The organism is Candidatus Phytoplasma fraxini (assembly GCF_038024965.1).
GTDB lineage: Bacteria > Bacillota_I > Bacilli_A > Acholeplasmatales > Acholeplasmataceae > Phytoplasma > Phytoplasma fraxini.
Genome location: NZ_CP146843.1, coordinates 1 through 16,046 on the forward strand (window position 1 = coordinate 1; position 16,046 = coordinate 16,046).

12 protein-coding genes are annotated in these 16,046 nt (G+C 22.0%); 4 read left to right on the forward strand and 8 right to left on the reverse strand.

The window, feature by feature from the left end; translation table 11 throughout:
• The first annotated feature begins 14 nt into the window (after positions 1–14).
• The 4 genes from dnaA to trpS all read left to right on the forward strand — a co-directional run bounded on the left by dnaA (position 15) and on the right by trpS (position 4,492).
• Positions 15–1,364 carry a chromosomal replication initiator protein DnaA gene (dnaA, locus tag AADV48_RS00005; RefSeq protein ID WP_341266570.1) on the forward strand — a complete coding sequence of 450 codons (1,350 nt, stop codon included), beginning with the start codon at positions 15–17 and terminating at the stop codon, positions 1,362–1,364.
• 40 nt (positions 1,365–1,404) lie between these two features.
• The gene (gene dnaN, locus AADV48_RS00010) at positions 1,405–2,541 is read left to right on the forward strand and encodes a DNA polymerase III subunit beta (protein WP_341266571.1); all 1,137 of its coding nucleotides are present in this window, start codon (positions 1,405–1,407) and stop codon (positions 2,539–2,541) included.
• A gap of 359 nt (positions 2,542–2,900) precedes the next feature.
• Complete coding sequence (locus AADV48_RS00015) at positions 2,901–3,449, forward strand: hypothetical protein (RefSeq protein ID WP_341266572.1); 549 nt, start codon at positions 2,901–2,903, stop codon at positions 3,447–3,449.
• A 20-nt stretch (positions 3,450–3,469) separates the two neighbouring features.
• Entirely contained in the window at positions 3,470–4,492 is a 1,023-nt protein-coding gene (trpS, locus tag AADV48_RS00020; RefSeq protein WP_341266573.1) for a tryptophan--tRNA ligase, read from the forward strand.
• 65 nt (positions 4,493–4,557) lie between these two features.
• On the opposite strand, the gene AADV48_RS00025 is transcribed toward trpS, so the two are convergent.
• The 8 genes from AADV48_RS00025 to AADV48_RS00060 all read right to left on the reverse strand — a co-directional run bounded on the left by AADV48_RS00025 (position 4,558) and on the right by AADV48_RS00060 (position 16,012).
• The gene (locus tag AADV48_RS00025) at positions 4,558–5,730 is read right to left on the reverse strand and encodes an NAD(P)-dependent malic enzyme (RefSeq protein WP_341266852.1); all 1,173 of its coding nucleotides are present in this window, start codon (positions 5,728–5,730) and stop codon (positions 4,558–4,560) included.
• A 706-nt stretch (positions 5,731–6,436) separates the two neighbouring features.
• A complete protein-coding gene (gene holA, locus AADV48_RS00030; RefSeq protein WP_341266574.1) occupies positions 6,437–7,411 on the reverse strand; it encodes a DNA polymerase III subunit delta in 975 nt (324 codons plus the stop codon).
• Positions 7,412–7,439: 28 nt separating this feature from the next.
• Positions 7,440–8,342: a tyrosine recombinase gene (locus AADV48_RS00035; RefSeq protein ID WP_341266575.1), complete on the reverse strand. Its 903-nt coding sequence runs from the start codon at positions 8,340–8,342 to the stop codon at positions 7,440–7,442.
• Between the two features lie 43 nt (positions 8,343–8,385).
• Complete coding sequence (locus AADV48_RS00040; RefSeq protein WP_341266576.1) at positions 8,386–9,174, reverse strand: YitT family protein; 789 nt, start codon at positions 9,172–9,174, stop codon at positions 8,386–8,388.
• A gap of 43 nt (positions 9,175–9,217) precedes the next feature.
• Positions 9,218–11,974 carry an isoleucine--tRNA ligase gene (gene ileS / locus AADV48_RS00045; RefSeq protein ID WP_341266577.1) on the reverse strand — a complete coding sequence of 919 codons (2,757 nt, stop codon included), beginning with the start codon at positions 11,972–11,974 and terminating at the stop codon, positions 9,218–9,220.
• Between the two features lie 45 nt (positions 11,975–12,019).
• Complete coding sequence (ychF, locus tag AADV48_RS00050) at positions 12,020–13,135, reverse strand: redox-regulated ATPase YchF (protein WP_341266578.1); 1,116 nt, start codon at positions 13,133–13,135, stop codon at positions 12,020–12,022.
• 176 nt (positions 13,136–13,311) lie between these two features.
• Complete coding sequence (ftsH, locus tag AADV48_RS00055) at positions 13,312–14,892, reverse strand: ATP-dependent zinc metalloprotease FtsH (protein WP_341266579.1); 1,581 nt, start codon at positions 14,890–14,892, stop codon at positions 13,312–13,314.
• Entirely contained in the window at positions 14,873–16,012 is a 1,140-nt protein-coding gene (locus tag AADV48_RS00060) for a hypothetical protein (RefSeq protein WP_341266580.1), read from the reverse strand. The genes ftsH and AADV48_RS00060 overlap by 20 nt, the downstream gene beginning before the upstream one ends.
• Between the last annotated feature and the right edge of the window lie 34 nt (positions 16,013–16,046).

The window sequence follows — 16,046 nt, forward strand, 5'->3', positions numbered from 1 at the left end:
AAAGGTAAATTCAAATGAAAGATAAAAAATTGTTAAATAAGGAAATTTGGGAGCATATTTTAAAAGAATTATCTTTTATTTATAGCGAAAAAGTTTTTGAAGAAACTTTTGCTAATATACAATTATATAAAACAAAAAATGAAATTTTTTTTATTTTAGTTGATAATGAATTTGTTAAAAATAAAATTTCACGAATTTATTTAAGTAAAATAAATGAAATTTCTGAAAAATATTCACAAGAAAAAATATTTTTTCAATTAGTTACTAAAAAAGAAATCCAAAATGAAGAAAAAGAAAATAAAAAAAATGATTTTAATAATTATCACCAAGGTTTTTTAGAATCAAATTATACTTTTGAAAATTTTGTTTCTGGTTTAAGCAATGTTTTTGCTTTTGAAATGGCTAAAAAAATTGCTAGTTCGGAAAAAGTAGAAATAAATCCTTTGTATATTTTTGGTTCTGTTGGTTTAGGAAAAACACATTTAATGCAAGCTATTGGAAATTATATTTTCAAAAAAAATCCTAATAAAAAAGTTTTATATATCAAAGCAGATGGATTTATTGAAGATTTTACTAATAAATTAAGACAAAACAGAATAGATGAATTCAATGATAAATATAGAAGTCTCGATGTTCTTTTAGTTGATGATATCCAAATAATGTCAGAAGCATCTAGAACACAAATGGAATTTTTTAAACTTTTTGATTATCTTAATTTAAATAAAAAACAAATAGTAATTACGAGTGATAAAAACGTTTCAGAATTAAAAAATATTATGGAAAGATTGACTAATCGTTTTAAAGCAGGTTTAGTGGTAGATATTAAAAAACCTGATGCTAAACATCGTATTGATATTTTAAAAAAAAAAATATTTACGTTCAAAGATGCGGGTATTAGATTAAAAAAAGAAATTTTAAATTTTATTTCGACTAATTTTTATGATAATATAAGAGAAATGGAAGGAGCTTTGTTTAGACTTTTTAATTATTTTCAAATTTATAATTTAGAAATTAATTTAAAAAATACAAAAGAAGCTTTAGAACCTTTATTAAAAACTAAAAAAATTGTTACTCAAGAAGAAATAACTTGTGAAAAAATTAAAAATATAATAAGTAGTTTTTATAATATTAATGTTAGAGATTTGATTAGTAAGAAAAAAAATTCAAAATTTACTTTACCACGCCATATTACTATTTATTTTTTAAAAAAATTGAATAATTTTTCTTATAAGATGATAAGTTTTGTTCTTGAAAAGAAATATTCTTCCATTTTAAAAGCTTATAAAAAAATTGAACAAAAAATTGAACAAAATCCAGAATTAAAACAAGTAATAGAAATTATTTTAAAAAAAATAAATAATTAAAGAAATTTAAATTATTTTAAGGAAAATAAGAAATTGAAATATGAATTTCGAAATAAAAAAAGAAGTTTTTTTACATTATTTAATGCAAATTCAAAAAATACTTCCTCAAAAAACTTTTTTTCCTATGTATTATTGTATAAAATTGGAGCTAAAAGAAGATGCTCTATTTTTAGAAATTAATAATAGTCATATCGCTGTTAAAATAAAGATACAAGATGAAAGTTTAAGAATAGAAGAAGAAGGAAGTTTATTAGTATTAGGTAAAAATTTTATTGATATTATTAAAAAAATAGATTATCTTGATATTAAAATGAATTCTGTAGAAGATAATTTTTTGATTATTAAAAATGATTTTTCTCAATATAAATTGAAATTGATGGATTTAAATAATTTCTCTTCGGTTGATTTTGATTTCGATTATCAAAATTATTTCGAAATAGAAACAGAGTTATTTAGAAAAATAATTAAAGAAATAAGTTTTATTTGTTCTAAAGAAAAACACAAAAATGTTTTGACTGGTGTTAATTTTGTTTATAAAGCTCCTTTTTTAATTACTACAGCCACTGATTCTTTTCGTTTAGGACAAAAAAAAATAGAATTAAAAATAGATTATCATGATTTTGATATTATTATTCCTGGTAAAAATTTAGAAGAATTAATTAAACTTTTAGAACATCAAAAAGATGAAAATGTTCAAATATCAATTACAAAACAAAAATTTTTTTTGAAAACAAGTTCTTTGTTTTTTCAATCACCTCTTTTAGAAGAAAATTATCCACAAATACCTTTTTTAAAAAAAGAAAGTTTAGTTAATTTTTTTAAATTAAATAGAAATAAATTAATTAAAGTTTTAGATAGAGTTTCTTTATTTTTACCTAAAGAAAAAAATTTTTTGGATAATGTTGTTGAATTTAGAATTTATCTAAATAATAAATTAGAAATTTATTCTGATAGTGAAGAAATAGGAAATGCTTTGGAAGAAGTCGAAATTTTACAATTTTCTTTTATAGAACAAACAAAACTTTTTTTTCATGTTAAATATTTAGAAGAAATTTTAAAAGTTTTTCAAGGAGAAGAAATTATATTTTTTTTCGAAAACCCTGCAAAACCATTTCTTATTATGAACGAAGAAGATGAAACAATTTTATATTTAATTTTTTCTTTTCATTTTAAATAATTAATTCACTTTAAGGATTTTTATATGTATGTTATCATCTAAAACAAAAAAAAACAAAAAAAATGTAGAATTTTTATTTTCTTCATTCGGTTTTAAAACAAAAATTTATTTTTTCTTTATATTGTTATTAACTTTATATACAGTTATAGCTGATTTTATAAACAAAATAATATATAAAGATAAAAATATTATAGAAACATTTTTAAAATATTTTAAATATTTTACAAATCATACAATTTTGACTGTTTTAATAATTTTAATTATTTTGTTAAAAACAACAAAAAAAAAAAAAAATTTCTTTTTTTTGTTTTTTAGTTTTAGTAAATGTTTTGTTAACTTTTTTTGTTTTTAATTTGTTTTTGAGCACATATAAAAAAGTCGGAAAATATCGGCATCCTATAATTAAAGTTTATCAAGAAATTAAAGATTATCAAGACATAAAAAAAAGAGACACAAAAGTAAATATTTTTTTGAATAAAAATATTATTAGTGTTTCACAACATGTATTAGTACCTTTATTTTATTTTATTCTTTTTTTCTTTTTCATTCCTTTTTCGTTTAAAGATTTTAAAAGATTTTTCTTTGTTCTTTTACACCCATTATTATATTTAATGTGGTTTTATTTTCAATTATTATTTATGAATGGTTCATGTGAAAGCCAACATCCCGAAAATTGTTGGTTACCTTATCCTAATATTCAATGTAATATACATGGTACAGTATTATTCAAATGTGATGATAATAAAATATGGGTTCTTACAAGAATAATTATTTTATGTTTTGTTTTCAGTTTGTTGTTTTTTAAAATTTTTTTGTTAAAAAATAAATTTAATGAAAAATATTTTAATAATAAAAAAAGAAATAAAAAAATAAATATAAAAATAAATATAAAAAAACAAAAAAAATAAAATAAATAAAAAAGGCTAATATGAAAAAAATAATTTTTAAAAAAAAAAGATTAATCACAGCTATTAAACCAACAGGAGAATTAACTTTAGGCAATTATTTAGGGATAATTAAACCTTTAATTTTATTTCAAAATAAATATAGTGAAGAATATGATTTTTATGTTTTTATCGCAGACTTACATTCTTTAACTAATTTTCAAAAACCAAATATATTAAAAAAAAGAATTCGCGAAATAATATATCTTCTTTTGGCTTCGGGATTAAATTTAGAAAAAACAAATTTATTTATTCAATCAGAAATAAATCAACATACTTATTTGCATTATATAATGGAATCTAATGCTTATTTAGGGGAATTGAATAGGATGATCCAATTTAAAGAAAAAAAACATTCTTTAAAAGAAGTTAGAGTTTCTCTGTTTACTTATCCACTTTTAATGTCTTCTGATATTTTACTTTATGATATTGATGTTGTTCTTGTAGGCCAAGATCAAAAACAACATTTAGAATTAATACGTTCTTTAGCTAAACGTTTTAATAATTTGTATGGTGATACTTTTGTTGTACCAGAATTTTTGCAATTAGGAGCTATGATTAAATCTTTGATTGAACCTCAAAAAAAAATGAGCAAAAGTTCTTTTTTAAATAATTATGATGATAAGGGTTGTGTTTTTCTTTTAGAAAATTTAGAAAATATAAGAAAAAAAATTTTAAAATCCATTACTGATTCAGAAGATAATATTAAATATGATTTAGAAAAAAAATCCGGTTTAAGTAATCTTTTAACTATTTATTCTTCTTTAACAAATTGTACTTTAAATGAAGCTGTAAAATATTTTCAAAAATTTTCTTATAAAGCTTTTAAAGAAGAAGTAGCTAATGTTTTAATAGAAGAAATTAAAATTATTCAAACAAATTTTTATGATTTACAAAAACAAAATAATTTAGAAAAAATTTTAGAAAAAGGAACTCAACAAGTTAAGGTTATGGCTGAAAAGAAATTAAAAGAAATTAAACAAAAATTAGGTTTAGATTTAAATTAATTTTTGTTTAATAATTTTTTTTATTTTCATGAATTCAATTTAAAATTTAAATTGAATGATTAATATTATTTTCTATTCATTTTAGTTTCTATAGCTATTTTAGCAACAGTTTTAGCTATTATTTCAGTTGCTCTTTTGTCAAAAATAGAAGGTATTATATTTTCTTCATGTAATTCTGAATCTTTAATAACTGAAGCTAAAGCATGAACAGCAGCTATTTTCATTTCTTCTGTAATTTGAGTTGCTTTCGCATCTAAAGCACCACGGAAAATTCCAGGAAAAGCTAAAAGATTATTTATTTGATTTGGGAAATCAGAACGTCCTGTAGCAATTATTCTAGCGTTACCTTTTTTTGCTTCATCATACATAATTTCAGGAACAGGGTTAGCTAAAGCGAATACTATAGAATCAGGCGCCATAGTAGAAACCATTTTAGCAGTTAAGATATTAGGTTTTGATACACCAATAAAAATATCTTTGTTTTTGACAGCGTCTTTTAAAGAACCTATTTCGTTTTTTAAATTAGTTACTAAAGACATCTCTTTTTGAGCTTCATTTAACCAAGGACAATCTTTTCTAATAATACCTTCTTTATCTACTAAAATTATATTTTTAACTTTTAATAGAAGAAGCATTTTAGTTATAGCTATTCCTGCGGCACCTATACCCGTGATAACTATTTCAACATCTTGAATATTTTTTTTAACTATTTTTAAAGCATTCAAAATCCCAGCACAAACAACAATAGCTGTTCCATGTTGGTCATCATGAAAAACTGGAATATTTAATTTTTCTTTTAATTTTTTTTCAATATAAAAACATTCTGGAGATTTAATATCTTCTAAATTAATTCCTCCAAACATGGATGATATTTTAGAAACGATATTAATAAATTCGTCTGGATCTTCAGAGTCAATACAAATAGGAAAAGAATCAATATTAACGAATGTTTTGAATAAACTTGCTTTTCCTTCCATTACAGGAATTGAAGCTAGTGCACCAATATTTCCTAAACCAAGAACAGCTGTCCCGTTGGTAATAATAGCTACATTATTTCCTTTTGTTGTATATTTATAAACGTTTTCAGGATTTTTTTTTATTTCAAGACAAGGTTCTGCTACTCCTGGAGTATAAATTAAAGCTAGATCTTGTAAATTATTAATTTTTATTTTATTTTGTATTTCTAATTTACCTTTATATTTTTCGTGAATTTTTAAAGCTTCTTCTTTTAAATTTATAGACATTTTTTTAACCACCTGATTACATTAATTTAAATTTAATATTTGTGTCAAATGAAAGATTTTTTGAAATTATTATTTATTTAGTTTGTATAAAATTTAAAATAATAAAATAATTTTTGTATATTAAATTTTAATAAGAAAATTTGAAAATATATTTATATAAAATATATTCATTATTATTATAAATAATAATGAATAATTAAAACATATAATAAATTATTTTATAAAATTTAAAATTAGTAATCGAGTTAGTTTACATTTTATTACAAGTTTTCTAGATGCCAAGGACATCATATTCGTTCCTATGATTTTATTAAAAGATAATAATTTGCTAGTTTGATAAGGTTTAAATAAGTTTAAGTTTTTGTTTTCTTCTTTTGATCAAAAGATAAATATTTATCATTTTTAACTCATTCGTTTTTTGCTTTTGCATTTTGTTATTTCTCTTTTGGTTTTAATTTTTTTTAATAATAAGTTTTTAATTGAAAAAGGCAAAACATAACCTAGCTTTGCAGGTTTTGGATTGTTGCATTATTTGGTTTTGATGCTCGAAATGTAAGACAAATTAATATAAATTGATTTAAAGCAATATTAATGGTTATTACTTTAAATTGAAATACTTTAATTTTGACTTCTTGTGATAAAAGAAAAGGAACTTTGATTAAGTTCCTTTGTTGATTTTTGAGATTAAATTGTATTAAGTTTAAATACGATTTATTATAAGAAATTTTAAACCTTGTGTTCCGTTTATATGTCCTTTTTTTATTTTGTAATATAAATTAATAAATTTTAAAAGTAAATTTTTTATTTTATTGATAGATAAAAATTTCATTTCTTTTATTAAAAAAAAAGTTTTTTCTGTGTGATATTGCAAAATATTACTAATTTCGTTTTCTGTTTTTCCTTCATTTAATAAATGTTGCAACAAAATCATATCTTGCAATTTGTGTAAAATTTGATAAATGATATAGACGGGATCTTTTTTGTTATTTATTATACTTTCTAATAATAAAAAACTATCTTTTGCATTTGAATTATTTATAATTGATTTAATAAACGAAAATATATTTTCGTCTTTGATAAATATCAATTGTTTTATAATTTCGATGTTATTAATTTGTTTATCTGATATAGATGCATAATATAATTTAATTTTTTGAATGTCTTGTTTTAATAAAGATAAATTTTTTTTAGTTTTTTTATGTAAAAAAGAGATGACATTCGGATGTATTGTGAAACCTTCTTGTTGAAAATTGTTTTTAATATAATTAAATAAATTTTGATCATTTAATTTATATTTTTTTTTAATATTGAAATTAATATTTATTTTTTTTTGTATATCTTCTGGAAAATTATTTTGTTTTGTTTCGTTCAAATGAATGATAATATTTTTGTTGGGTTTGCCAAAAAAATCTAATAAAAATTTTAAATTGATATTTTTTTTAAAAAATAAAAAAGAAATATTTTCTATAAAAAGAACTTTTTTATTATATAAAAAAGAACCAGTAAATAATTCTTTAGCGATATTTTTAGCCATCGTCATATAATTATCTTCTTGGATAGAGAAAAATAAAAATTGATAATTTTGTTTTTGACATAAATCCTTTAAATTATGTTTTGCTTCTTTTAAAGCATTTTTTTCTTCATAAATGAACAAATTTAAATAATTATTTTTCACAAAACAAAGACCTCTTGATCAGATAAAATTATAAAGCTCTAGGATGATATTTTAAATATGCTTTTTTTAAATATTTTTGTGTAATATGAGTATAAATTTGAGTAGTTGAAATATTTTCATGACCTAAAATCTGTTGCAAAGTTCTTAAATCTATACCATTTTCTAATAAATGAGTGGCAAAAGAATGTCTAAGTGTATGTGGCGAACATTCAACTCTTAAATTAGCTTTTTTGGCTATTTTTTTAAAAATTTTATAACATCCTTGTCTTGTTAAATGTTCGCCGTTTTGATTTAAAAAAACAAAGGTATTTGTTTTTCTTTTTGCAATTTCAGGACGCACCTTTTTTAAATATTTCTTTAATATTTGTGTAGAATGTTTAGTAATAGGGGCCATTCTTTCTTTAGAACCTTTCCCTTTGATAATAATGTAAAATTCTTGTAAATGTAAATCGATTAGATTTAAATTTAAGATTTCTGATATTCTTAAACCAGAACCATACATTAATTCAAACAAAGCTTGATTTCTTAAAGAACATGAAATATTTTTTTTATCAGGGATACATTTTAAAAATAAAAAAACTTCTTTTAAAGATAGAACCAGTGGCAATTTTTTTTCTATTTTCGGTATTTTTAGAATAAGAGTTGCATTATAATTGACTTTTTTTTCTAAAAATAACAAATAATGAAATTTTTTGATAACAATAATTTTTCTTGCCAAACTTCTACTACTTATATTATGTAAATTAGTTATATTTTCTAAAAATAAAGAAATGTCTTTTTGTGTTATTTTATTTATTTGTTTTATTTTTAAATTAAAAGTTATAAAATTTAAATATTGTTTTATGTCATTTAAATAAGCTTCAACAGTGTTCGGAGATAATAATAGTTCGTGTTCGATATAAAATTTGAAATTGTCAAGAATGTTTTTCATATTTCAATTAAAACTTTCTTTCATATTTAGAAAATTATTATTTTTAATTATTATATTTATCTTTAAATTTATTTAAGACTAAATATACAATATAAGAAGTTATTGATAATTTGATAAAAGTTAATAATAAAGAAATATAATCTAGTTTTCGATGATAAATATATAAAAAAGTAATCGAACATATAGCTATAATATAATTTAATATATTAATATAAAAAGATATATTTTTATTTTTATAAACAGATAAATATTTAGCTATAATATCTATTCCGCCAGTAGAACTGCCTTGTTTAATACACAAACTAATAGTTAAACTTGTAGAAATAGAAACAATAATAACTCTTAATAAAGATAATCCGAAACCACTGTCTTTTTTGATCAAACCAAAACAATTACTTAAAAAGTGTAAACATCCTTCGTTTGTATTTATTAAAAAAGTAAACATAAATAAGAAAATAACAAAAGCTATAGTATTAATTAAAGAATTTATACTAAATTTTAAATCTAATTTAGGAAAAGAAATAAAAGTAAATAAAAAGAAATTAACGCAACCAAAAAACATAGCGGCAAATAAACCATTAAAAGCGGTATTTTTTGTGAAATAATCAGGTTTAATTTTTATTAAAATTTTCGCAATAGCGTCGCCAATACCATGGATACCTGTCGTATATATTGTGGTTGTGTAATCACCGCTCATAAAAATAACATCAATTAAACTATATATTGCTATTAAACATAAAGATATAAAAATTGTTTTAATATTTTTTTTGGTGAAAAATTTATCATTAAAATTTTTATAATTTTGTGACATGTTGAGGATTTTGTCTTTCATTTGATGTTTATTTTTATTTCTATATTCCTTTATTTTATTTTTCTTATTCGAAATATTTTGAACAACGACAACATAAATTATTTACATTTTTGTTTTTTATAATATTCCAACATCTAGGGCATTCAGTGCCTGAAGCTGTTGTAATATTAATATCTAAAGAATTTGATTCTATTATATCTAATTGAGAAACAATTAACAATTGATTTAATTTGTTTTTAATTTCTAAATTATCTAGCATTTCCATATATTCTTTTGGTAATTTTAAAATTAATTTAGCTTGTAAAGATTTGTTAATAATTTTTTTTGTTCTAGATTCTTCTAATTTTTTTAAAATTTTTTCTCTAAAATTAAAAAACAATTTATAATGATTTTGTTTTTGATGAAAATTTATATTTTTATAATGAATAGCCAAGGATTCTTGGATTTCTTGTTTTTGTGGAATTGATTCTAAATAGATATCTTCTTTGGCATTAAAAGATAAATGTTGATATACTTCTGAAGTTGTATGTGGAATAATAGGAGTTAAAATTTTTAATAAAGCAATTAAAATATCGTATATATTAGATTGAATAATATTTCTTTCTTGATTATTTTCTTTTTCAATATATAAAATATCTTTGTTGAAATCTAAATAAAAAGCACTTATTTTATTGGAAATAAAAGGATATAATAAACTCATAATTTTATCAAAGTTATAATTTTCATAAAAATCTAATATTTGGAGATAAATATTTTGGAATTCTAAAAAAAATAATTGGTGAAATAATGGTCTTTTTGTTAACGGAATATAACATTCTTGATAAGGTTTGAAATTATTTAAATTACCTAACATAAAACGAAAAGTATTTCTTATTTTTTTATATTTTTCTTCTGTTTGAGATAAAATGTTATTATCTAATCTCACATCCACATTATAATCAATATTAGCAACCCATAATCTTAAAATATCAGCACCTTTTTGTTTTATAATTTGTAAAGGATCTACGACATTATTTAATGACTTACTCATTTTTTGACCTTTTCCGTCTAAAACAAAACCATGAGTAACAATTGTTTTATAAGGTGCTTTTTGGAAAGCGGATACAGAAGTAACTAAAGAAGAATTAAACCAACCTCGATATTGATCTGCTCCTTCTAAATAAACATCAGCTGTATTATAATTATTATATAATTTTTTTAAAATATTATAAGAAGTTCCAGAATCAAACCAAACATCTATAATATCGGTTTCTTTTTGAAAAATATTATTGGGACTTTGGGGGTTTGTATAATTTACAGGTAATAATTGAGAAGCATCCCATTCAAACCAAATTTCTTTGCCATGTTCTTCTATTAAATTAGCTACATGGTCTATTATATTTTTATCTAAAATAGGTTGCCCATCTTCTGTATAAAAAATAGGAATTGGAACACCCCAAGTTCTTTGACGACTGATAACCCAATCTTTTCTATCTTTGATCATATTAAACATTTTAATTTGACCCCATTCCGGAATCCATTGAATTTGTTTGATCTCTGATAATAATTTTGTTTTGATTTGTTCGATATTTAAAAACCATTGTGGAATAGCAAAAAAAATAATTGGTTTCTTTGTTCTTTCGTCGTGAGGATAAGAATGATTTAATATTTCTGAATTAATTAATAGATTTTGTTTTTTTAAATCTTCAACAATAATAGGATTTGCTTTTTGATAAAATATTCCTTGGTATTTATTGGCAATTTCTGACATAAAACCTTTTTGATCAACACTTAATAAAATATCTAAATGATATTTTTCACTTAATAAAAAATCATCATGTCCATGGCCAGGAGCTATATGCACTATTCCAGTTCCTTCTTTATCTGAAACAAAAGTATCTAAAACAATTTTCCCTTTCTTGTTGAAAAGTTTATTTTCGTAATTTAAATCATTTAAAATAACACCTTTAAAAGTTTTAATAATTGTTATATCGGACCATTGAAATTTTTCTTTTAATTTATTTAAAACAGAAGCTCCTATGATATATTTTTTGTTATTTAATTGTATTAATTGATAATCTTGGTTTGGATGAATACAAATAGCTACATTAGCTGGTAAAGTCCAAGGTGTTGTTGTCCACACTATTAAAGAAGCATCTGCGAAAAGATTTTCTTTTAAATTTATATTCAAAAGTGGAAAAAGGACGAAAATAGATAAAGATTGATGATTTTGATATTCTATTTCTGATTCAGCTAAGGTAGATTGCAAAAAAGGAGACCAATAAATAGGTTTTAATTTTTTAAAAATTAATTTATTATTAATCATTTTACCAAAAATACGTATTTGATCAGCTATAAAAGAATTATTCAAGGTTAAATAAGGTTGATCCCATTGTCCTAAAATACCCAGTCTTTTAAAATTTTTTTTTTGTTTTTCTACGAAAGTTAAAGCTATTTCTTTACATTTATTTAAAAAAAATTTTTTAGAAGCTAATTTATCTTTAGAATATTTTTTTAATATAACTGTTTCGATAGGTAGACCGTGACAATCCCAACCTGGAATATAAGGAGTATAAAAACCTTGCATCGTTTTAAAACGTATTATAAAGTCTTTTAAAATTTTATTCAAAGCATGTCCTATATGAATTTCCCCATTAGCATAAGGAGGGCCATCATGAAGAAAAAAACAAGGGTTATTTTTGTTTTTTATTAAATTTTTTTTGTATAATTCAATTTCTTCCCATTTTTTTTCTATTTCAACTTCTTTTTGGCTTAAATTTCCTTTCATAGGGAAATTGGTAAAAGGCATTAACAAAGTATTTTTATAATTTTGGTTTTCCATAATATTGTTCTCCTAAAATAAATTACGAAATAATTTATAAACATTTTATTTATTATTTTTTTGTTTAGAAACATTAAAATAAAAAGTAATGATATCTCCATCTTGAACTATATAATTTTTACCTTCTAAACGCAATTGTCCTTGTTGTTTAATTTTATTAAAATTTTGAACACGTGCTAAATCTTCAAAATGACAAACCTCTGCCTTAATAAAACCTCTCTCAAAATCACTATGAATTATACCGCCACATTCAGGAGCGGTCATGCCTTTAAGAAAAGACCATGCTTTTGATTCTTGTTTGCCTGCTGTGAAATAAGTTTGCAATCCTAAAAGTTTATAACTTTTTTGAATAATTTCTTGTAAAGCATTATTTTTTAAATTATATATTGATAAAAAATTTTTTTGTTCTTCTTTTTTTAAAATAGATAATTCTTTTTCTAATAAAACACAAATAGGAATAAATTCTCTTTCTTTTTTTGTAGCGTGTTTGGACATTTGTTGAAAAAAAGAATTATTTTCTAAATCTGATAAATCTTTTTCTTCGAAATTACCAATATAAATCATAGGTTTTAAAGACAATAAATTAAAATTTTTAATTATTTTTTTTTCTTGATCGTTTAAAAAAATTTTATTAATATTATTTTCTTTTTCTAAATGAAATTTTATTTTTTTTAATAATTCTTCTTCTAATAATTCTTTTTCTAGAGAAGGTTTTTTTTGTTTCATAAGTTTAGATAAACGTTTTTCAATTTGTTCTAAATCTGACAGAATTAATTCTGTTTCAATAATAGCACTTTCTTCGATCGGATCTACTTTATCATTAACATGAATAATGTTTGGGTTTTCAAAACATTTTACTACATGACAAATAGCATCAACATCTCTGATATGATTTAAAAATTGATTTCCTAAACCTTCTCCTTTAGAAGCATTTTTGACTAAGCCTGCGATATCTATAAATTGAATTTGAGTTGTTATAATTTTTTGAGATTGAAATAAATTAGCTAAAAAATTAAGACGTTTATCTTGAACATCTACGATACCAACATTAGGTTTTATGGTTGCAAAAGGGTAATTCGCTTCTAATACTTGCATATTTGTTATTGTATTAAATAGTGTTGATTTTCCGACATTAGGTAAGCCTATAATTCCGACTTTCATAATTTTATTGTTAAACCTTTCAAATTTTAAAATTATAATTATTTTTTATATTTTTTTAAAACAAATTTTTGAAAATAAATTTAAAAAATATATTGTATATAATATATTTTAACTGTAAAAAAAATTTTAATATTTAATTTATGAAATAATTTTATTTTATCGAGATATTTTAACATTTAAACTAATTTTTCTATTTCTTCTTTATTGATTGTTTCTTGTTTTAATAATAAATTAGCTATTTTATCTAATAAATCTTTGTTTTCTTTCATAATTTTTTTGGCTATATTCATACATTCATCTATTATTTTTTTAATTTCAGTTTTAACTATTTCGTCATTATAAAAAACATTGTCTTGAGTTTGAATAGGACCTAAATCACTCATCCCTAATTTAGTTACCATTTTGGTCGCTATTTGAGTGGCAGCTTTAAAATCTCCATAAGCTCCATTAGAAATATCATCAAAAATTAGTTCTTCTGCCGCTCTTCCTCCTAAATAAGAAATGATATTCGCCAACATTCTTTTTTTAGAAGAAAAGAAAGTTTCTTTCTCAGGCAACATTAAATTATAGCCACCAGCATTTCCTCTAGGAATAATAGTGACTTTGTGTACTTTTTGAGCATGTTCTAATTTTAAACCAATAACTGCATGTCCGGCTTCATGATAAGCTACCATTTTTTTTTCTTCTTCATCATATTTACGGGATTTCTTAGCTGGCCCCATTAACACTCGATCAATTGCTTCATATAATTCTTCATTAGTAATTAATTCTTTTTTATTTCGAATAGTTAAAATAGAAGCTTCATTTAAAACAGAGGCTAAGTCAGCACCACTCATGCCTGGTGTTTGTTGAGCTAATTGATGAAAGTCAATATTAGCATCTATTTTTTTATTTTTTGCATGAACCTTAAGAATAGCTTCACGAGCTTTAATATCAGGTAAACCAACAGTAAATTTACGGTCAAATCTTCCTGGTCTTAATAAAGCAGGGTCTAACATATCAGCTCTATTAGTAGCTCCAATAATAATAATTCCTTTAGAAGTAGTAAAACCATCCATTTCAGTTAAGAGTTGGTTTAGAGTATTTTCTCTTTCTGAATTACCTATATCTTTTCCTCTTTTACTACCAATAGTATCTATTTCATCAATAAAGATTACACAAGGAGCATTATATTTAGCTTCTTGAAATAATTTTCTAAGTCTTGCGGCACCTACACCAACATATATTTCTACAAATTCAGAGCCACTAACCGCATAAAAAGGTACTCGAGCTTCACCAGCTAAAGCTTTTGCTAATAAAGTTTTACCTGTTCCAGGAGGACCTTCTAATAAAACTCCTTTTGGAATAGAAGCGCCTATTTGTTCATATTGAATAGGATTTTGTAAGAAATCAATTAATTCACGCATCTCTTCTTTTTCTTCTTCGTTTCCGGCAACATCTTGGAAAGTAAATTGAGATTTTTGTTTATTAGAAATAGATTTGTTAGGAGAAGAAGTATCTTGTAAAAATCTTTCACCCCAATATCCTAACAACAATAAAGTTGAAATAGGCCTCAACAAAGTATCTACTTTTCTTAAAATATCCATTTTAATAAAAAAAACAATTTTATTGAATTTTTGAAATTTATATATGTTTTGTTCTAATTGTGGATTTAAAAAATATTCATTTAATATATCTAATATAAAAACAATAAAATAAAAAGTAATACAAATTAAAATAATGTTTCTTAAATTAATTTTAGAAAAATATTTTTTCATAAAGTTTTTCTCTTAATTGTTTTAATTCTTCATCAGAATTTTGTTTTGGAATAGTTGTTCGTGGTAATAAATCTAAAATATTTGCACAATAAAAGTCGAAAAAATTAGTTAAAGTGTCTTTATACAACCCTGTATCACGTGATATTCCAGAATAGAATGTATCATATTTAAAATTTATTTCTTTAGTTTTGCCTTGAAAAAATTCAGGCTTTATTGTTTTCCCCGATGATTCTTGTTTGCATAAATAATCTTTTAACATTGAAAAATCAAATGTTATCGGAATATTATAATCTGTTAAATAATGACTATAAGAATTTATACAATACCAATAATAATCTTCTGCATTATATTCATCTTGAGGAGGAACAATGTCAATGTTTATATCCATATTTTCTCTTGTTTGTTGGTCTGTTATATCTTTTTCTATTATTAATGAATTTCTGTGTAAATTATTTTGACTTATAAATGTTTCAAATAAATTATTTATTTGCTGAATAATATTATCAATAAAATTCGATTCATAAATTTTTGGTAAATCATCATTAAACACAGGATCGATGTAGAATTTAAATTTATAACTTTGTGATTTTTGTGTTTCTGTTAATGAATCCCAACTGTATTTTAATAAATTTAAAGCTTTATCAAAATTAAAACCATAATGACATAAATCATCGTTTGTATAAGTTGGTTCAGATGCTTGAAAAGGAATCTTTGGACAAGGAAAATATGCTGGATTTTTATAATAAAAGTTTTGATTGAATAAAAGAGAGGTAGGTTCTATAGTCAATGATGGGTTATCTGTTTTTAATTTATTTCTATCTATAGCATGATATATAGCTTTTCGAAAATTATTTTGTTGTTTTAAAATATTATTATCATTTTTATTTAAAATAAAAGTGAAAAATACTAATTCTCCTTCCTCTGGTATATATTGTTTAAAAGTTAAAGGAGTGGAATTATATTGATTTTTGTTGTCTGAATCATTTTGGTTAGAAGTATCCAAATAATCTTTTATGAAAAAATAACATATTGCAACCGAAATTATTAATAAAGATACAATAATTATTATTTTTTTATTAAAATTAAATTTGGTCTTTATATTTAAATTTTTATCATTCATAAAATGTTTTAACCTTTCTTAAATTAAAAAAATA

Bases quoted from the DNA above. Each gene is read 5' to 3' on its own strand.
- dnaA (WP_341266570.1), top strand. From the start codon at position 15: ATGAAAGATAAAAAATTGTTAAATAAGGAAATTTGGGAGCATATTTTA.
- dnaN (WP_341266571.1), top strand. From the start codon at position 1,405: ATGAATTTCGAAATAAAAAAAGAAGTTTTTTTACATTATTTAATGCAA.
- trpS (WP_341266573.1), top strand. From the start codon at position 3,470: ATGAAAAAAATAATTTTTAAAAAAAAAAGATTAATCACAGCTATTAAA.
- AADV48_RS00035 (WP_341266575.1), bottom strand. From the start codon at position 8,342: ATGAAAAACATTCTTGACAATTTCAAATTTTATATCGAACACGAACTA.
- AADV48_RS00040 (WP_341266576.1), bottom strand. From the start codon at position 9,174: ATGAAAGACAAAATCCTCAACATGTCACAAAATTATAAAAATTTTAAT.
- ileS (WP_341266577.1), bottom strand. From the start codon at position 11,974: ATGGAAAACCAAAATTATAAAAATACTTTGTTAATGCCTTTTACCAAT.
- ychF (WP_341266578.1), bottom strand. From the start codon at position 13,135: ATGAAAGTCGGAATTATAGGCTTACCTAATGTCGGAAAATCAACACTA.
- ftsH (WP_341266579.1), bottom strand. From the start codon at position 14,892: ATGAAAAAATATTTTTCTAAAATTAATTTAAGAAACATTATTTTAATT.
- AADV48_RS00060 (WP_341266580.1), bottom strand. From the start codon at position 16,012: ATGAATGATAAAAATTTAAATATAAAGACCAAATTTAATTTTAATAAA.